Genomic DNA, 19,113 nt, shown 5'->3' with positions numbered 1-19,113 from the left:
CTTTTATCTTTCTTTTTCCTTTAACCATTCGCTATCTGGATACGACTGTTTCGCTTGTTGGACCATTTTCTTTTTTTCCTCATCCATTCCACATATGGTCATTAACTCAATAACATATTTGTACAGCCGAAAATCGTGATGACCAAGGCTAATGGCTAACAGTCCATATTGCATTGCCTCTATGGCTTCATTTTTTACTGCCAAAGCCTCGATCACATTCACAAACGACTCCGCATCCCACTCGTTCATATTCTCAACTGAACGGTACAATTGAAACGCCAGCTCCATAAATTCATAACGATGGAGTAAATGGGCAATTTGAATATGAATATTCTCAGGAAATTTACCTTTTAAGGCAAGAAGCTGTTCAAATAGCTCATACTCTTTTAACTGAATCGTCCTCTCAAGTAAAAGCAGGTAAAACGTCGGTTCAGGCGTTTCCTCATACTCGTTCATCATAAACAATAAAAACTCTTTTTCTCTGTGTTCAGAAACAAGATGAAATAAGAGGCGAACAACATCGAGCTGATTCGTTTTAAACGCGGCTACTAATAGATCATACGAGTCTAAACTCCCTGAACGAACATATGTCTGCAGATCAGCTACAGAGCTTTTCAATATTTGCTGCAACGCTTCGTCATATCGTTTTTGTAATATATTGACTTTAATTTCGAACCCGCGCTGAATGACCTCATCACCTAGTTTTGCTGCAAGCGAGCACATCACTTTTTCTAAATGTAAATTCGAGGCAATGCGGGCAATTAGCGAAACGGCGAATAAATCGTTTGCTAATTGTTTACTTTTGATAAATTGGACAATCTCCTCTTCACTATGAGCGCGAGCGAGCAATTGCAATATGTGGTAAAGCGCTTCATAGCTTTTTCGATTAAATGAAAGCGCACAAGAAAAATGGTATATTGCTTTTTGTGAATTTCCTTTATGTTTGTAAATATGACCCAGTAACATATGCGGATCGTACTCGACGTATTCAACTGTTTTAATCGTGTAAGGATATTTGTTTTTATTTTCAAGCAAGTACTCTAGTTGTTGTACAGCATCGTCATAGCGATGTTGCAAATAGTAAATTTCCCCACGTAAAAATTGAAAATCAGCGGTTTCGCTATATAAGTTTTCAGCGTCAGCAATAACCCGCAAAGCGTCATCAAACCGTTGCAAATATTTCAAGCATAAAATAATTTGCACAAGACAGTACGAAACCCAACTTAACCGAATATCTTTTTTATGTTGATACGCCTGAATAAATGATTGTAGCGCTTGTTCTATTTCACCTTTTGAAAGATGTTCATTTCCCAAGTTGAAGTAATCGAAAGCAACGCTGTCACCTGCTTGTATTTCACGCTCAATCAGTGGAGCATTTCGATCATGTTTTTTCTTCTCTGTCACTACATGAGACATATACCCCGTATGATAAACGGTTAAAATACCTTGCTCAGCTTGAACATATTCACCATTCGTCTTTCGCAACTGCTCATGAATGGAACGATCGTACTGTAAATGTGGCAAATTGCGATAAATACGCGTATGGCGATGTTGAAGCACACGCTCACCGTATGTCCCCATAAAGTTATAGATGTTCACGTCATACGCTTCAACACCATTATCAGCCTGTTTTAATACTTGTATCATTTCTTGCAAATTCGTACGATCAACATACTCATCTGCATCTAATACGAGAATCCACTTCCCTGTCGCATGTTGTTGAGCAAAGTTGCGCGCAGCGGCAAAGCTGTTCGTCCACTCAAAATGATATACTTTGTCCGTATATTTTAACGCAATTTCTTTTGTTGAATCAGTTGAACCTGTATCAACGATTACAATTTCATCAACAATTCCATATACAGAATCTAAACAACGTTGTAACACTTTTTCTTCATTTTTCACGATCATACATAATGATAAAAATGGCTTCATCACATTCTTCCTTCTTTCTTCATTCATGTATTCATCTACTGTTTATATCGGATGAAAGGGTAAGGATGTGAAGGGGGAAGGTAAAAAGCAATATGTCATATGATTCAATGTAGCGATTGGCCAGTTGTTTATAAATGTAAAGAGCGAAAAAAGAGGCCTTAGAAAACCTAAGACCTCTTTTCGCTTTATTAACGGAGTAATTGCAATACCCCTTGCGGTTGTTGGTTGGCTTGCCATGCCGCAACGTCTTTCGACCGTTGTGTAGACTACCTCTTCACCCTCAGCTTGACCTGTTAGGGGCTGGGCGCTTCGGGTCGGCCTCGGCCTCCCCTACGGGCTTCATCACCATAGCACTCGCCGTAGGTGGTATGCCCTAGTCGTTGAACCTTCTCCACCCTTTCGGGACAGGAGCTTGGCTGCTGATTGCCCAATCCTTCGGCTTTTTCCGCCCTCACGTCTGCCGTTTCCAGCCCCGTTGTGGCGCCAAAGGCTCTCAGGGCTTCCCAGCAATTCACCCAGTCATCCTCTTAGCCGTTTCCAGCTAAGACGCCCGCCAAACCAGCCTACCGAAGCAGCTGCAACACCGCCTGCGGCAGTTGGTTTGATTGAGCCAACATCGCCTGTGCTGCTTGAGTAAGAATGTTGTTTTTCGTAAACTCCATCATTTCTTTGGCCATATCTACGTCGCGAATACGAGATTCTGCAGCTGTTAAGTTTTCTGCAGAAGTCGACAAATTGTTAATTGTATACTCTAAGCGGTTTTGTAACGCCCCGAGTTTTGAACGCTCTTGCGATACAGCGTTGATCGCAGCATCAATTTTAGAGATAGAATCACTTGCCTTTGCGTTATCAGCAACAGAGATGTTCGTCCCATTCAACGTCAATGCGGTAGAGCTCATTGTACTGATAGTCAAGTTAATAATTTGATTGCTATTCGCTCCTACTTGGAACGTCGCGTTTAGGGAACCGTCAAGCAAGTTTTTTGTGTTAAATTGCGTTGTAGATGAAATACGATCAATTTCAGAGATTAATTGGTTTAATTCTTTTTGAATTTGATCGCGGTCAATTGTTGTATTTGTGTCATTCGCACCTTGCACTGCTAACTCGCGCATACGTTGAAGGATTGCATGTGTTTCATTTAAAGCCCCTTCTGCTGTTTGGATCAACGAGATCGCGTCTTGCGAGTTCTTAGCAGCCATCTCCAACCCACGAATTTGGCCGCGCATTTTTTCGGAGATGGCCAGACCTGCCGCGTCGTCGCCCGCGCGGTTGATGCGCAGACCGGAAGACAGTTTTTCCATGTTTTTCGCTGCGGCGCCTTGACCGATCGTCAGTTGCCGATACGTATTCAACGCCGCAATGTTGTGGTTGATTCTCATCTTCTTTTCCTCCTTGAAATTTTTTTCTTCCACGTCCTTGTGGAATGATCAATTCGCGGATAGGAAGAAAGTCGGCCGCCTTTCTTCGCTATGCCGCATTCACTTTTTATATCGGTTTGTTTTTTAGAAGTTTAATAGGTTGTGCAAATTTTTTTAGATTTCGATGTCGAGAAATTGGGAAAATGGCGAAGGTTGCTGAATTTCTTTGATGATGCGCGCTGGGTCGTCTTTATGTTTGTTGATCATTTCGTTTAAGGCTTGTTCGGCAATGGCCTTATTATCTTGCACAATGCGTGCGACGACGCCTTGAACTGGCACTCCGCCGATGCTGACGCTCATGCTTGTTTCCCCCCTTTCCATTGTTTCAGCTGTTCATTCAACCGCTCGATCGATGATTTGGAGGCGCGGGAGGCGGCGTTATTTTCGGCTTGGATGGCGAGATAGACTTCTTTCCGATGAATTTCGACATGTTTCGGCGCATTGATGCCAAGCTTTACTTGATCACCTTGGATGGCGAGAACGGTGATTTCGATGTCATCGCCGATTTGGATCGCTTCTTTCAATTTGCGCGTTAAGACAAGCATCGGGCCGCCCCCTTTATGTCGCCACTTGATCCGGGAAGAGGCGATGTTTCGTTTTGTACGCGGTGTTCGTTAAGATCACTTGCTTGCCGGTTCGTTGGCGAACGTGGATGACGACAGGCGCCTGCAAGTTGGCAGTCGTATTGTCAAACGGGTCGGCGACGGTAAGGATGACATACACCGCGATGTCGCGTTCGCTTTCGATCTCAAGCTGTTCGACCGTTGCTTCGTCGAGTTCAAACTCGTACGACGGAAAGTAGGAAAACGGCTCGATCAGCACAAATCCGAGCGCGGGCGTGTCGACCGACTGCAAGATGACAAACGGCGCGTCGGCGAGCGGGAGAAGGACGAACCGCTTCTCGTTTGCGAATCCGGGCAGGCCGTGGGGAAAGCGGATGATGTCTTCTTCCTTCACCGTCACGGTTCCGTGATATTTGGTGTCGATGTTCATGAATCGTTCCTCCTGCTTTGTCAAATGACGACGTCAATGCGAAGCGACGGACGTTGGGCGAGATCGATTCGGACCGCTCCCCGCTGGTAGCGGATGATCGGTTCATGCGTTCTCACGTCGATGCGCGGCGGTTGGGTGTACCAGTCGATGTCAAGCCGCCCAGGTTCGTAGTCCATCTTGACACTAAACGGCGGCGGAACGAGGGCGACATTGAACTCAAGCGGCGGGCCTTCGCTGTTGGCTGCGGCTTGGTCGGCGAGCGGGTTGCCGCCGTTTTCAATGCGCATCAGCTCATCGCCTTGGATGGCGGTGCGGGCGATCACATCGAGCACAGCTTGCCGCCCGTCTTCGGCGCCATCGCGAATGAGCTCAAACACGTGCTTATTGTTCATCGCCGCCCACGCCCGCGACTGGTCGATCGTCAAGCGCGCAGGAACGGGAGTGATATTCATTTCCGCAGGCGGCTGTTCGATCGTCAGCTCGGCGGGCGGTTGGGTGATGTCAAGCCGCGCGGGTGTCGTCGAGATCGCTAGCCTCGCATACGTCGCTTCCATCCTTAGTTGCGGGATGCGCATGTCGTTCCTCCTTTCGAAGGGGGGATGGACACCACGGCACGAAAAGAAACGGTGGCCGCTAGACTGACCTAACTAGGCAGCCCGTCGGGTGAAAAAGCGAGCGAACCGCTCGCTTAGCGCAAAAAGTCGACCAGCGTCGGCTGAATGACGCGCGCGCCGACCGCCAGCGCCGCACGATGGACGCTTTCTTGCGTTTTTAAGTCGGTGATCACTTTCTCGAGGTCGACGTCTTCATTGTCCGACAACATTTTTTCCGCGATCACTTGTTGGCTGTCGATGCGGTCTTCCATCAGCTCGATCCGGTTCATGCGCGCGCCAAGCTCGGCGCGGACGCCAAGCAAATGGGTCAAATGGTTGTCGAGCTTGTCCAAATAGCCCGTCAATTCATCCCCTGTCGTACTCGGATTTTCTAAAGAAGCAGCCAGATCCTGCAAGTCGGAAAACAATCCGTTGCCCGCCCCAAACGCCGTGCTGGGCGGAATGTTGACAGGGATGTAAACGCCTTTGGCCAGCTCGATGTTCAATTGTTGGTCATTCGTTGACACAGCGATCGTTCCATCCGCGTTCACCGTGACGGGCGGTTCGGTCGTTTGGGCGCCGTTGAAAATGTATTTGTCGCCAACTTTCGTATTGGCGATCGTCACCAAATGTTCGGTCAGCTGACGCACTTCTTTGGCGATCGCCTGGCGCTGCGTCTCTTCGTACGTATCGTTGCTTGCTTGGACGACGAGCTCACGGATGCGCTGCAGCGCCTGTGTCGCCTTATCAAGGGCCGAGTCGGAGTTTTCGACCCAGTTGTACGCTTCCGAGAAATTGCGTTTAAACTGCTCGACTTCGGCCAAATTCGAGCGGTAGGCGATCCCTTTCATCGCCACGACCGGATCGTCGGACGGGCGGGTGATTTTTTTCCCAGTCGACAATTGGGTTTGATATTGATCTAACTTTTCGTAGCTGCGGGTGATTTGTTTCAACATATTATTCGCTAACATGCTTTGTGTAATGCGCATCCTCATCACCTACCTTCCGACTACACCCATGCCGTTGATGATTTTATCGAGCATCTCGTCAATCACCGTAATTTGGCGAGCCGCGGCGTTATACGCGTGCTGGAATTTGATCATGTTCATCATCTCTTCGTCCAGCGACACCGAACTGACCGATTGCCGTTTTTCTTCCACCGACTGGCGCAGAATTTCACTATTGCTTTTCATCCGGTTTGCCTGCTCGCCAGCGACGCCAAGCTGCCCGATCCAGCCTTGGTAGTTCGTTTCGACCGTTCCTGAGGTAAGCGGCAACCGAAGCGAGGCGAGATTCACCATGATCCCATCTTGCAGTGAAACGGTCGTGTTGGATAAAAGCAAGCTGCGGACGTTGGCGAGGTTGATGGCGTTGTTGCCGTTTCCGGATTGTCCTGCTTTTGTCGCCGCGGCGATGTTGGCCAAATCATCGATATCGGAAGCGAGATCGATCATTTTCGCCGCACCGTTCACTTGATTGAGTCCGGAAAAAAACGCAATCCCCGTGTTTCCGTTCAATCCATGGCCTTGTTCATGCACGGCGTTAAACAACGTGCCAAACGTATATGCGAGCTTGTCCAAATTGGCGAGCATCCCCGGATATAACCCTTTTACGATCGGCTGGCCATTGGCATCGGTTCCGTCCTTATGTCCGTACCCTTCCACAAGCCCGCGCAGATTGCCGTTCGGAAGGGAGGAAACCGAAACGGTCGTTCCACCCATGTCAAGCGCCCCAACGCCTGTATCAGGCGGCACTTCGTTTACGTTATCACCATCCACGTCGCTTCCGTCCGGGAAGGAAATGGACGAAGCGTTTCGCCCTTGGACGAGATACACTTTTTCGTTGCCGTTGCGGATATATACATCGTACATACCTTCTGCCGCTTTCGAGGCGTTGCCGCCAACAGGGCGGTTCTCCACTTGAATGTCGATGAACTTCGAGAGTTCATCCACCAACCGATCGCGCTCGTCATACAAGTCGTTCGGCAAATAGCCGTTCGGTTCGATCTCGGCGATTCGGGCGTTGATATCGCTAATTTGCTTCAAAAGCGAATTGACCTCCGTCACCGTCACCCCGATTTGCGTGCCAAGGTCCGTGCGGATTTGCGTGAGTGAATTTGATAAATAATGAAACGTCTCGGTGACCGCCAAGCCGCGTTGGCGGACGACAGAGCGCGCCCCTTCGTTTTCCGGATGGGTGCTTAAGTCCTGGAGGGCTTGCCAAAACTGGTCCATCGTTTTCGCGAGTCCGCTGTCGGACGGTTCGTTCATTATATCTTCCATTTTCGCCACCGCGTCGGCGCGCGCTTCCCAATAGCCGAGCTTGCTGTTTTCGCCGCGGTATTGGACGTCGAGAAAATATTCCCGCACCCGTTCGACCGATTTCGCTTCCACCCCTGTCCCCATTTGTCCCGGGATGTTCGGGCGATTGAGCCCAGGTATCGGAAACGGCGGCGTCGCCTCGAGTTGGACGCGCTGGCGTGTGTACCCTTCCGTATTGGCGTTGGCGATGTTATGTCCTGTTGTATACAACGCCGCCTGCTGGGCCATCATGGCGCGCCGAGCGGCTTCTAGTCCGTGGAATGTAGAAAGCATCGTTCTCCCCCTTACGCTTTCGATTCAAACAGCGGGCGGTCTGGCGATGGTGCGTACTCTTGCGTGCGGCTGTACGTGGACGGCGTTGGGGCGAACGTCTCGATCATCGCCGTGACAAACTGGAGCGACTGCTCAATGAGCTGACGGTTTAAGTCATTCGCCTCGGCCAGCGCGTGGACCGCTGCCATCAGCCGCTCCCCGCATTCGCGCAACGGTTGGCGCTCTTCTCCCTTCGCCATCGCTTGGCACGCGGCGATTGTCACCGTTTCGTCACCAAGCTTCTCCTTCAGCCAGCGCCGCCGCCGTTCTTCGAGTTGACGGATGGCAAAAAGATGCTTTTGTTCATCGGCCAAGAGCGCGGACAGCGCCCCGATGTCGTTTTTCTTCAACGCTTCCGTTTTCCGCCGCGCCAGCGCTACCAAGCTTTCATGCAGCTCGGCCTGCGCCCGCAATAGGTGAATAAGTTCCGCAAATGTCATCGCGAACCGCTTCCTTTATCGGTGATTTCGGTAATAGTCGATCATCCGTTTCGCAACCTCCTTCGGGTCGACCGTGTACGTGCCGTTTTCGATTTGTTGGCGCAACTCATCCAATTTCGCCTGCCGCGCCTGTTCCCAGCTCGCCGCTTCTTGCAGCTCTTTTGCTTCTTTGGAAATTTCCACTTGGTCGCCAGACGCCTTCCCCGCCGCTAGCCGCTCCGTTTTGGCAAGCTGGCGTTGATACGGGTTAACGTTCATCGGACCGATATGATGGATTTTCATCGCGTTCACCTCGCTTGACCGACGCTGTTCACATCGTCCATCGTGCTACTGTTTATATCGGAACATTGGTGAAAATGTTTAGCGCTCTTTATGATCTTGGCTGTAATAAGTGGCGCGGCGGGAACGGATGTTTCGTTCCTTTTCCGCCTCCGCTTGGCGCAAATCCGCCTGCAGCTTGCCTAAGCAGTTGGCGCACAGCCGCCCTTCACGGATCATCGTCCCGCATGAGTCGCAAGGGTAGCCGAGATTTGGAAAATGAACGAGCTGCAGCCGCCCCGCGCGAATCCATTGGATGATCAACTTTTCTTCCACCCCCGTAGCGTCAACGACTTGCGCCATCGTCGCCGTACGGTTTTCCCGCTTGCGCAAAAAGGCGTAGACACGCTCAAACTGCCGCTCTTCCTCTTGGTAACACGATTCACAAACATCACGCGTCGATAGTTTGACAAACAACCGCCCGCATTTGGCACAGTTCGCCAATTCCGCCACCGTCTTCCCCTCCCGATTGCCCGATCAAACGGTTACGTATAAATATTAATAATGAGCCCTTGGATCTCGCCGACAAGCCGCAAAATGTCCAACCCTTTTTGTTCGTGTTTCAGCACCTCATTCGTCAATTCGATCAGCTTTTGGTCGACTTCTTTCACTAGTTTATAGATGCGCGCCCGTCCGCCGCGGCTGAACCCACGCTGCTCCTCAAGCTGGAGACCGTGTTTCACCGCGTCATCCAAAAACGACCGAACGAGCTGCTTATATTTGCGCAAATCTTCCACCGTCCGCGAGTCGGCGAGCTTTTTCCCTTGTTCTTCGATTTGACGGACTTGCTCGTTGATCCGCTCCCATACGACATCGCGACGCGTCTTCGCCATCACTTCTGTAAACGACACCGATTCCATCGCCTTGTCGTCCTTGCGGCTGACGTTCGTCATGCCCGTGCGCGTTACTTTTTGCACTTCCATCGTCATCACCTCTTGTTACCACCATTATCGCACAATCATAGCAAAAGGGCGAGGCGTTCCTGCCCCGCCCAACGCGGATTCAATTAGCTTTTCAGCAGCTGCAAAATCCCTTGCGGCAACTGGTTTGATTGCGCGAGCATCGCCTGCGCCGCTTGCGTCAAGATGTTGTTTTTCGTAAATTCCGCCATCTCCATCGCCATATCCGTATCGCGGATGCGGGATTCGGATGACGTTAAGTTTTCTTCAGCTGTCTTTAAGTTGTTGATCGTGTGTTCGAGGCGGTTTTGCACAGCACCTAAGCTCGAACGTTGCGCCGATACCTGGGCGATGGCATAGTCATAAACTTTCACCGCTGCCGTCGCCTTTTCATGGGTCGTTACATCCAGTCCGTATTCCGTAACGTCCCCATTATTGACATTCGCTGTAGTCGTGTAATAGGCAGTGATCGTTTCCCCCAAATGGTTCGTAAATGAAACCGAAGAACCAGCGGTGTTGCTTGAAAGCTTCAGAGCGAACGCCCGCATATCGTCAATCCCAATGCTTAACATTTGCCCTTCGTTCGCTCCGATCTGAATTTTGAGCGACTGGTCATTCGTTCCGCCTGTGATCGTAAAGGAAGCTTCGCCATTTGTCAGCGCGCCAATGTTCATCGTGAGATCGCCGTTATGGAAGCGCAATGTCGTATTCGGGGCAATGTTGTTTAATGTTTCCACATCGACACCGTTCGTGCTCAACGTTGCTTTCGTTGTGACCGTCGCCCCTACCGTAAACGTCCGTGTTCCAGCCGAAAGTGTATCCGTCGTAAACGAAACGCCTGTGCCGCTGCCAAATGAGTACGTACCGTTATTGCCCACAATTAACGTCGGTACGCCAGACAGGGCATTCCCTGATGCATCGACCAGTGTGGCTGTATACGATGACGTTGTGCCGACGTTGATCTGTACCGTCGCATCTCCTGTTGCATAGTCGGTGATATTGTCGGCTGTATCAACGAAAATGCCGCCATTCAACGTAATATTGTCACCGGCGTTAAATGTTGTAAAATTGCTTCCATCAGTGGAATACGCAAGCGTGCTTTGCACACCGAACGTTGCCGTTTGATTGACGTTCGTGTTGGCATATCCGTTGTGGCTGATTGTGTAATTAATCCCATCCGATCCACTAATCGTAACGTTGCCGGCGGTCGCATCCGTCGGTGTAATGGTGGCGGTTCCGATTTGTGAGCCATTTTTCTCTAACGCTAACGCCACGTTGACATCGAACTCGTTGTAGTTTCCACCGTCACTAGCTCCAGCTAGTGCTCCGTTAATGCCGGAAATCGTAGTAAAGGAAACGCCGAGTTTGTTGCCGGATAAATCATAAAACTCGTAGTTTTGCTGGTTATTGTCAAGGATAACCGCTTGAGATAAAGCAGTTCCGTTTTTATCTTGTAACGTTACGGTAAACTGGCCAGACGATGGTGACGTTTCTGCATAGACGAGACGGAAATCTTCCCCTGTTGACGAAAACGTGCTTGAATCAATATTAACGTTGGTAATATATACACTATTGGCTGTTCCATTTTGCACATTAGAAGCTTCGGCCGTTGTCCGGACGGTAAACGCATCTGACGGACTTAAATCCGCATTAGGTGTAGCCAGTTGTACACCCGTTAAACCAGTCCCACCTGCTTGGAAGCTACTCACATCGTTCGTGCGGCGAATCAATAAATTCACTGTGCCATCGAGTAAGGGAGAGTTCGGCGCAATCGATACCGCATCAATGGCGGATGATGTTTCCGGATTATTCGTAATGACTTTCACATCTTGCTGATCGATTTTGATCCCATATGTATCCCCGACAGTTAAGTTGGATGTCGGGTCTAACGTGATTTGTTGCACGCCCCCGGCCACCGGTCCTGTGCTTTGAAGGGATTTCGTGGCAACGTCCTCAATTTTCACTTTATAGTTCCCAGCTACGATCGTGCTTTCTGGGTCTAGCTGCAGACTTGTGCCATCGATGGCTGTGCTGCCTGCTGAGAAGCTGCCCGCGGCAATTTGTACACTTCTTGCTTGGCTGGAAACCGACTCATTGAGTAATTTTTTCGTGTTGTATTCGGTAGAATTGGCAATCCGGTTAATTTCAGACGTCAACTGATTGATTTCTTTTTGGATGGCTTCTCGGTCTTCGGCCGTGTTCGTATCATTCGCCGCCTGTACCGCCAATTCGCGCATCCGCTGCAAGATGCTGTGGACTTCGTTTAACGCCCCTTCCGCCGTTTGGATCAATGAGATGGCATCCAGCGCGTTGCGTTCTGCCATTTGCAGGCCGCGAATTTGCGAGCGCATTTTTTCCGAAATGGCAAGCCCCGCTGCGTCGTCAGCCGCACGGTTAATGCGCAAACCGGAGGAGAGGCGCTCCAAGTTTTTCGAAATGCTCGATTGATTGGCCGCCAAATTGCGGTAGGCGTTGAGCGCTTGAATGTTATGGTTGATTCGCATGGACATTCGCTCCTTTGTTTTTTATTTCTCATAGGTAATGAATTGTTCGTAGGCCGCTGCTTTTTGTTTGTGCGCTGGCTGCACTGGCGAAACGCCGCTTTTTAGCGCTTCGTTCCACGCCGTGGCGATCGTGGTCGTCAGTTGCAGCACTTCTTGGGCAACTGTGACGTCTTTTTTCATATTGGCCTCAATGAGGCGCTCCGCCATATAGTTATAGAGCGCATCCAACTGATGGGCGATGATGCCAGCGTCATAGCGCAGTCCAGCGCCAAGGCGGCGAAGGATGTCGTTTCCTTTTTGCAGCTGTTTGTTCGCTTTCCAATGGTCTTTTTGTTTCATGGCCGCGATGGCCTCTTCCAAACATTCCATCAGTCCTTCATATAACAACGCCGTCAGTTGCTGCGAGTTTTTCTGGTAAATCCATTCCTCGGTTAAAAAGTCCAACACCCTGCACCCCCATTGGCTCTCTGTCATTTATATCGGTCATCGATCAGCCAGTGTTTAATGGTTTTTTTCAATTTCTCCAATCAAAATCAAAATTTCTGCAATGACCGCGTACAGCTGCGGAGGGATGCGATCCCCGAGATCAAGCTGCACTAAATGTTGTACAAGCAGCGGATCTTCTTGAATATGAACGTGGTGTTGTTTGGCGAGTTCAATAATCTTTTGCGCCACATGCCCGCTTCCTTGGGCAACGACAGTCGGCGCCTGGCTGTTCGTTTCGTCATAGCGAACAACCGCCGCCGTTGGACCGTTCATTTGTTTTCGCTTTTTTTGGTTAAAATAGGCTGACATCATATGGTCACATCATACCCTCTTTCAGCAAATCGTCGATACGGGCGAGCCGATGGAGCTGGCGAAGGTTGTTCGTCTTTCCGCTGGGCATCGTTTGTCAGCTTCGTCACGTTCACCGCTGCCACCCGATAGCCGATCTCTTCCAATTTCTCTTTTGCCTTGTCGATAAATGGCTTCGCTTTGTCGGCAAAATCGTCACGGTCGTTGCGAAGCGTAATCGATAAATTCCGCTCATTCGCGTGAAGCAAAATGCCCAGATCTCCTAACTTTCTCGTTTCTAGCAGGAAATACAATTGACAGTTTTCCCAGTCGATTCGCTCACCATGTTGGCGGGCGTTGATATAGACGTTAACGTTCTGCACTTCGCTTTGCCATAACAGCGGCAAGGTGAAGAAAAAGCTTTGCCACCCCGCCGTGCCATCCCATTTGTTTAGCAGCTGCTGTCCGGTCAAATTCGTTAACGCCTGCTCTGCTTGCCTAGCAACCGATTCACTTCCGCCTTGCGCTAGGCGCAAAAGCACTTCCTTCATATTTTGTAACGCCGATTCTTCTTGGTTTCCCTTCAATACGAGCCATTCGGCGGCTTCATGATCATGCGTTAAGCCGAGGCGGCGAATCGTGTCAAACATGTGCCTTGCTGATGGCCCATCCACTGGCGGTTGCATCACCTGGTTCACTTGCTCAAGAAACGCTTTGGATGAATCGGCTGTTGTTTCACCGTGCATCCTCACAAAATGTTTCACCTTCGCCTTGGACGGTTTGAACACGATATTCGCTAGCATGTTCTTCACTTCGTTCACGATGTTCCGCGCCCCAGCCGCGTCACCTTGGCGAAGCCGTTTTTTTGCCTCAGCGAGCGCGGAGCTGGCTTTCATCAACTGTTTTTCCGTCACCATATCGGTAAACAGCATGATGTCGCTTTTTAAAATGGCGTTGTCCAATTGTTTGATCGCCATTTCCAACATCGATGTGGCTTGCAAGCGGGCGGCGGGGCTTTTGTTTTCCGCCAACTGCGCTACCGTCTCTAACTGGCGCATCACATCGCGCTTCACCGTTTTGAAATCAAGCGCAGCCTGCGCCATTTTTTTCGTGACCGTTTGCACGAGAAATTGTTTGGATTCAAGCGACAAAGCCGCTTGCCATGCCCCATCAAATAGGCTGTCGACATCCAGCGAGCGATCAGTTGGCACAGACGGGAGTGACGCTTCGATCTCATTTAACGTTTTCAACACCGTCTGCCTTGCAGCGAGCTCCCGCCCTTTTTCCATCAGCGTTTGCGCACTGGCAAGCGAGTCGGCCCATGCTTGTTCCCAGTGAGGGTGGGCGCGGAATGCTTCCGCGATATCCGCTCTAACGGCGTCCAACGCTTTTTCCAAGCGGGGCTCTTGCTGCAACGATTTGATTGCTCGGCGCATGGCCTCACGCAGCTGTTCGGTCGGTTGATTGTCGTTCGCCGCATCAGCTGTCACTTCGTTTTGACCGTCCGCCGGAGAGATAACCTGCCGCGCCCCGTTTCCAATCCCGTCATCACCTGACTGCTCGACCACTGGAGCGGTGGAACGCTGTGAAATTCCTCCCTGTCCTGCTGCTTCTGTTATCCCCGATAAAACCGATATATGGTTAACCGCTGGCATCTTGAATGGAGCTGTCGTCTCATTAACAGGAGACGGCGGTTGGACCACTGACGATCGTGTATTAGCTGCTATCGACTCGATTTGATCGAGTTGACGGACAAGATGGGTTCTCGCTGCCGCATGTTGGCCAGCTTGTTGCAGCCGCATTGTTTCTTTTAACACCGCTTCTATTTTTTGCCGGACATCCCCTGGCAACTCGCTGTGTTCAGCGAGCAGTGTTTGAACTTGGGACAGCGTATTCGACAAATTTGGTGTGCGAGCGACTTCCGTTCGGATGGCCCGAAGTTGCTTCATTAACTCTGGTGACGGTTGGAAGATATCATTCACGGATCGAACGACCGTTTCCGAAGCGCGAGCCGCTTGTTCCGCCTTTACCAGCACCTCACTCAACCGCGCTCGGGCTTCCCCTTCACGCCCTTGACGCTGCAGTTGAGCAACCTCGCGCAATGCGCGTTCCACTTGTTCCGCCACATCCCGGTCTACATTCGGCGTGTGAACGACTTGTTGGCGGACGTATTCCACCGCCTTCGACAAGTTCGGCTCACGAGCGATTTGTTCGCGTACTTGTTGAAGGCGGGTGGATGTTCCGGTAGTTGGTGCCGTTTCCATCCGAACCGTGCGTTCTAGATGATCCCATGTCGGTACGAGGGGACGGTGCCCCAATGCTTTACGTCCGCTGATTTCTGAGGACTTCGTTCCTTCTGTTGATCCCGCTTTGGCGGACTGGTCGGCTGCCAATGAAGGAGGAGCGTTGGACAATTCTCCCGTTCTTCCCGTCCGTCCCGCTTGGCGGTCGAATCGATCCGCCGCAACGGTTAGGTTCTGCGGTGCCTTTTTCGTCGCGCTCTGTTCTTCCCGTTTAGCCAGCGTAAAGGTCGGATCGAGGCTGTTGGCAATCTCAGTGAATTGCTCCCCTAACGGTTTCCCGTGCAGCGCCTCATGAACAGCGGCAAGGTGAGTGCTCGTGAGTTCCAGTTTTTTATTGATGACAGCACGAACGGCTTCTAATTTTTGCTCGACGGTGCCTGAAGCTTCGGCGAAAAACGTTCGCAAGGTAGAAACGGTCTCTTTCGTGAGCGGTTGCCCTTGTTTTTGCAGCCAAGCGTCGACCTGCCTTAGCTCGGTCGGTAACGGTTCAGAGGCAGAAAAACGAACCGCCTGTTCATTCGCCTCTTGTGGCGGGCGGGGAACGATCCGCGCCACAGGGACCCCCTCTTGTTCACCGACGATCTTGATCGTCACACGCCCTTCCTGTGGCCACTCTCCTTCTGTCCGAACCCGCACATCCGTTCCTTTGAGATGGACGACCGCTTCGTCACCTTTTTTCTCCTTGACCACCCCGTCATACGTTTCACCTTTTTGCAGCACAACTGGCTGGTCAGGTGCGATCATCGCTTGCTTCATAAAAATGTTACGAATTTCCATCTCCGTTCACTCTCCGCTCGATCGGTTGCTACTGTTTATATCGGCATCCCTCAGGCAAATGTTTAGCCCACTCACGCCCTCACCAGCGTCAACGCCCCCACTTCAGCCGCCCCCGCTTCAAGCAACACGCGGGCCGCGTGGCGAACGGTGATGCCCGTCGTGTAAATGTCATCGACGAGGACGATTCGTTTCCCATTGATGGGCGGATGTGCGGAGAGAAAAAACGGGTTGTCGGTCTCAAGCCGCTCGCGGCGCGATTTTTTCGATTGTTTTTCAGAGTGTTTGCGGGCAAGCCAAGGAAAAGACGGGAACGGAAGCAGGCGGGCGAGCGCTTCGGCTTGGTTGAACCCGCGCTCATACAGGCGCTCGGGGCTGAGCGGAATCGGCACGATGTGCCACTCGCGCCCGAACGATCGGTGAAACGCACGGACAAACGGGCGGCGGAATGCATTGACGATGGCGTAATCGCCGCGAAACTTCCATAAGGCGACGACCTCTTTCATCCAGTCGTTGTATACGTATACGGAACGGTTTTTGACAGCCACTCCGCCCCACTGCTCATCTTCTTGCCAGCGGAGGCAATCGGTGCATGGCGAGGATGCCGCCTCGTCGAGCGGGCGGCCACACGTCTCGCAAAGGCGGCCGTCAATGAACAGAAACGAACTGCGGCAACGCGGGCAAAGGACGTCCACGTCCTCGAGGAAAAGAAGCTGGCGCCAGCTGGCGATCGGGTTGTACGGCGAATGGCAAAGAAGACAGTTCATCGATGCAGCAGCCCCCTTTTCTTCGCTGTCTCATTCATGCGGACAATGTGGCGGCGCGCCCGTACCATCTCTGTTGTTTTTCCGTGGTGGAAAAAGCGGACATCCCCGTCAGGAAACGCAGCGCTTCTTCCGACACGGCCCGCGATTTGGACGAGGGCGCTTTCCGTGAAAATGCGGTCGTCCGCGCCAAGGACGGCGACATCGATGTTCGGCACCGTCACCCCCCGTTCAAGGATCGTCGTTGTCACTAACAGCGGCACGTCCCCATCGCGAAACGCCTGCACATATTCAGCGCGAGAGGGAGCTTCGGCGTGAACGCCGACGATGCGGGCGTCCATCCGCTGCAACAGGCGGGTGACCGCCTCTAGCTCATCAATGTGCGGGACGAACAAAAACGCTTGTTTTCCTTGTTCCAAACGATGAAGAACCCAAGCAAGGACGTTTTCGGGCAAACGGCCGCGCTCGAGCCGTTTGCGCCAGTTCCCGCACCATTCGAATGACGGAACGGGAAGGGGGTGGCCGTGGTAGCGGGCGGGGATGACAGCGGCTTGCCGCTTGCCGCGCTGAATGTCGAGTTGCCAAGCGCGGGAGGGAGTGGCGGTTAAATAAATGAGGCTCGATTGTTCTTTTCGTGCCTGACTGACGGCATATTCGAGCATCGGTTCAACCGAGTACGGAAACGCATCGACTTCATCGATGATCATGACATCAAACGCGCGGTACGCGCGCAACAGTTGGTGGGTAGTGGAAAGAACGAGCGGGGCGATTCGCCCGCGCTCCTCGCTTCCTCCGTACCAAACCGCGAGCGGAACGCGAGGAAACGCCTGGCGAAAGCGGGGGGCGAGCTCGCGGACGACGTCCACTCTTGGCGTGGCGAGGCAGATGCGCCACCCTTCCTCCAATGCGGCGGCGATGGCAGGAAACAACATCTCTGTTTTTCCCGCCCCGCATACGGCCCAAACAAGCAGCTCCCTTCCATTCAGAACCGCCTGTTTGATCTCCGTCGCCGCCTCCTCCTGAGCGGCGGACAGCGTTCCGCTCCAAGCGAGCGGCGCCGCATACCGTTCTGACGGAAGCGGCTTCGTCACATGCACGAAGCGCGTGCAGGAACTGATGCGCCCCATCGTTAAACATTTGCGGCAATAGCAACAATCCGTCCCGCAGCGAGCGCACGGAAAGGAAGCGAACCATGCCTGATCGTCATTTCCGCAGCGCACACAGCGCCAGCCACGGGATATTTTGATGAGTCCAGGCTGTTCGTGAAGCCAGCTGGCGTGCAAGGCAGCCTCAATATCGTCATAGGAAAACGGGAGTTGTTCTCGCGGAAGCCGCTGGCCGTATAGCCATGCCATAAGCGGTGAGGAAACAGACAATCACGATCCCTCCTTTTCGTTCGACATATGGGGCGTATTCTTGCGGCAATTGGCCTTTTTCGACAAAATTCCCGAGGAAATATTGACAATGTTTCCGAGGAACGAAAACAGCTCGACAAATTGCGGCAATCCAAGTGAAGAAAATTGCGGATCATGATGAGGATCTTTCCTACACAATCCTAGAAGGCTGGTGATTAAAGGAGCAAGTTGCTTTACCGCCTTGTTTCTCAAATGGAGAAACCCTGTGGCATCAGCTTCTCGTTTCACGTCATCTGACGTTAGTTAGGGGGCGAGCGCTGTTTTTCAACAGCCTTCTAGAAGCATGACAAAACAAAAAAGCCAAACACAACAAATGGAATCATAGCCATTCGCCGCCACGCAAGGCGGTGCACGATGAACTACCTCGGGAACCGCACCGCCTTGCGGTTGTTTTGACGAACGACTGCATGCGGACGAAGCCCGCTAAACCTGCGGCCATTACGGTTGGTACCAAGTGAGTCCGAGCGCGCCTTCGCCGACGTGGGTGGCGATGACGGGGCCGAAATAGCTGATCCAAAACTCGACGTGCGGATAGCGAGCGGACAGCTCGTCGCGCCAGCGGCTCGCTTCATCCGGCTGATTGGCATGGATGATGGCGGCTTTCAGCGGCACGCCTTTTTCCGCGTCTTCGGCGAACAGTTCTTCGATGCGGTGGATCGCTTTTTTGCGCGTGCGGATTTTTTCAAACGGCACGATCACTTTGTTTTCAAAGCGAAGAAGCGGCTTGATTTGCAGGAGGCCGCCGATGAACGCCTGCGCCCCGGTCAGCCGTCCGCCCCGCTGCAGATGGGCCAAGTCATCGACCATAAAGTAGGCGCGCAGCGTTTGTTTCATTTCATCCAAGCGAGCGATGATATCCTCAGGAGACCTCCCCGCCTGCGCCATCTCGGCGGCTTCGATGGCGTAAAACCCTTGTGCCATGCAGCTGATTTCCGAGTCGTATGCGTAAACACGCAATCCGTCCACCATCGTCCCTGCCGTGACCGCCCCTTGGTACGTGCCGCTGATGCCGCTTGAGAGGTGGATGCTGACGACCGCCTCGTATCCTTCCTCGCGAATGGCGGTGAACAAGTCAACAAACTCACCGACCGACGGTTGGGACGTCGTCGGCAACGTCGGATGCTGCTTGATTTTGGCAAAAAATTCATCGGCCGTCATATCAATCTCTTCGCGGTACGTCTCATTCCCGAAAATGACGCTGAGCGGAATCAGGCGAATGCCCAACCTCTCGCGCACCTCTTTCGGCAAGTAGGCCGTGCTGTCGGTGACAATTGCCGTTTTCACGAACGCCATTCCTTCCTGATTTCAAATTTTCTTCCATTATACCAAAAAGACAAACCGCCCACCACTTAC

At 51.9% G+C, this 19,113-nt stretch carries 19 protein-coding genes; all 19 read right to left on the bottom strand.

Annotation, left to right across the window (positions count from 1 at the left end; genetic code table 11):
- Positions 1 to 3: 3 nt before the first annotated feature.
- Positions 4 to 1,932, bottom strand: a complete 1,929-nt coding sequence (locus tag GS3922_RS00595; protein ID WP_225995599.1) for a glycosyltransferase — start codon at positions 1,930 to 1,932, stop codon at positions 4 to 6.
- 563 nt (positions 1,933 to 2,495) lie between these two features.
- The gene (gene hag / locus GS3922_RS00585) at positions 2,496 to 3,311 is read right to left on the bottom strand and encodes a flagellin Hag (protein ID WP_063164735.1); all 816 of its coding nucleotides are present in this window, start codon (positions 3,309 to 3,311) and stop codon (positions 2,496 to 2,498) included.
- Positions 3,312 to 3,464: 153 nt separating this feature from the next.
- Positions 3,465 to 3,650, bottom strand: a complete 186-nt coding sequence (locus GS3922_RS00580) for a hypothetical protein (RefSeq protein ID WP_063164734.1) — start codon at positions 3,648 to 3,650, stop codon at positions 3,465 to 3,467.
- On the bottom strand, positions 3,647 to 3,895 hold the full coding sequence (gene csrA, locus GS3922_RS00575) for a carbon storage regulator CsrA (protein WP_063164733.1): 249 nt from the start codon (positions 3,893 to 3,895) through the stop codon (positions 3,647 to 3,649). Before csrA ends, GS3922_RS00580 begins: the two co-directional genes overlap by 4 nt.
- Before the next feature lie 13 nt (positions 3,896 to 3,908).
- Positions 3,909 to 4,343: a flagellar assembly protein FliW gene (fliW, locus tag GS3922_RS00570; RefSeq protein ID WP_063164732.1), complete on the bottom strand. Its 435-nt coding sequence runs from the start codon at positions 4,341 to 4,343 to the stop codon at positions 3,909 to 3,911.
- A 20-nt stretch (positions 4,344 to 4,363) separates the two neighbouring features.
- Positions 4,364 to 4,918 (bottom strand): DUF6470 family protein, encoded by a 555-nt coding sequence (locus tag GS3922_RS00565; RefSeq protein WP_063164731.1) that lies wholly within the window; start codon positions 4,916 to 4,918, stop codon positions 4,364 to 4,366.
- Positions 4,919 to 5,031: 113 nt separating this feature from the next.
- Positions 5,032 to 5,925 carry a flagellar hook-associated protein FlgL gene (gene flgL, locus GS3922_RS00560; protein WP_063164730.1) on the bottom strand — a complete coding sequence of 298 codons (894 nt, stop codon included), beginning with the start codon at positions 5,923 to 5,925 and terminating at the stop codon, positions 5,032 to 5,034.
- Between the two features lie 9 nt (positions 5,926 to 5,934).
- On the bottom strand, positions 5,935 to 7,530 hold the full coding sequence (gene flgK / locus GS3922_RS00555) for a flagellar hook-associated protein FlgK (protein ID WP_063164729.1): 1,596 nt from the start codon (positions 7,528 to 7,530) through the stop codon (positions 5,935 to 5,937).
- 11 nt (positions 7,531 to 7,541) lie between these two features.
- Complete coding sequence (locus GS3922_RS00550) at positions 7,542 to 8,009, bottom strand: flagellar protein FlgN (RefSeq protein ID WP_063164728.1); 468 nt, start codon at positions 8,007 to 8,009, stop codon at positions 7,542 to 7,544.
- A gap of 15 nt (positions 8,010 to 8,024) precedes the next feature.
- A complete protein-coding gene (gene flgM, locus GS3922_RS00545) occupies positions 8,025 to 8,291 on the bottom strand; it encodes a flagellar biosynthesis anti-sigma factor FlgM (RefSeq protein ID WP_063164727.1) in 267 nt (88 codons plus the stop codon).
- A 78-nt stretch (positions 8,292 to 8,369) separates the two neighbouring features.
- A complete protein-coding gene (locus tag GS3922_RS00540; protein WP_063164726.1) occupies positions 8,370 to 8,780 on the bottom strand; it encodes a TIGR03826 family flagellar region protein in 411 nt (136 codons plus the stop codon).
- 32 nt (positions 8,781 to 8,812) lie between these two features.
- Complete coding sequence (locus GS3922_RS00535; RefSeq protein ID WP_063164725.1) at positions 8,813 to 9,250, bottom strand: YaaR family protein; 438 nt, start codon at positions 9,248 to 9,250, stop codon at positions 8,813 to 8,815.
- Between the two features lie 83 nt (positions 9,251 to 9,333).
- Positions 9,334 to 11,730 (bottom strand): flagellin N-terminal helical domain-containing protein, encoded by a 2,397-nt coding sequence (locus tag GS3922_RS00530; RefSeq protein WP_063164724.1) that lies wholly within the window; start codon positions 11,728 to 11,730, stop codon positions 9,334 to 9,336.
- A gap of 21 nt (positions 11,731 to 11,751) precedes the next feature.
- Positions 11,752 to 12,174 carry a flagellar export chaperone FliS gene (fliS, locus tag GS3922_RS00525; protein ID WP_063167265.1) on the bottom strand — a complete coding sequence of 141 codons (423 nt, stop codon included), beginning with the start codon at positions 12,172 to 12,174 and terminating at the stop codon, positions 11,752 to 11,754.
- A gap of 57 nt (positions 12,175 to 12,231) precedes the next feature.
- Positions 12,232 to 12,528, bottom strand: coding sequence for an EscU/YscU/HrcU family type III secretion system export apparatus switch protein (locus tag GS3922_RS00520; protein WP_063164723.1), 297 nt, complete (start codon positions 12,526 to 12,528; stop codon positions 12,232 to 12,234).
- Entirely contained in the window at positions 12,525 to 15,584 is a 3,060-nt protein-coding gene (locus GS3922_RS18060) for a hypothetical protein (RefSeq protein ID WP_063164722.1), read from the bottom strand. The genes GS3922_RS00520 and GS3922_RS18060 overlap by 4 nt, the downstream gene beginning before the upstream one ends.
- A 71-nt stretch (positions 15,585 to 15,655) precedes the next feature.
- Positions 15,656 to 16,348 carry a ComFC family protein gene (locus GS3922_RS00510; RefSeq protein ID WP_063164721.1) on the bottom strand — a complete coding sequence of 231 codons (693 nt, stop codon included), beginning with the start codon at positions 16,346 to 16,348 and terminating at the stop codon, positions 15,656 to 15,658.
- Positions 16,345 to 17,700, bottom strand: a complete 1,356-nt coding sequence (locus GS3922_RS00505; protein ID WP_063164720.1) for an ATP-dependent helicase ComFA — start codon at positions 17,698 to 17,700, stop codon at positions 16,345 to 16,347. The genes GS3922_RS00510 and GS3922_RS00505 overlap by 4 nt, the downstream gene beginning before the upstream one ends.
- Before the next feature lie 498 nt (positions 17,701 to 18,198).
- Positions 18,199 to 19,044, bottom strand: coding sequence for a DegV family protein (locus GS3922_RS00500; RefSeq protein WP_063167264.1), 846 nt, complete (start codon positions 19,042 to 19,044; stop codon positions 18,199 to 18,201).
- Positions 19,045 to 19,113: the final 69 nt, after the last annotated feature.

The organism is Geobacillus subterraneus, from assembly GCF_001618685.1.
In the GTDB taxonomy this organism is placed as follows: Bacteria; Bacillota; Bacilli; order Bacillales; family Anoxybacillaceae; genus Geobacillus; species Geobacillus subterraneus.
This window is presented reverse-complemented; position numbering and strand designations above follow the sequence as displayed.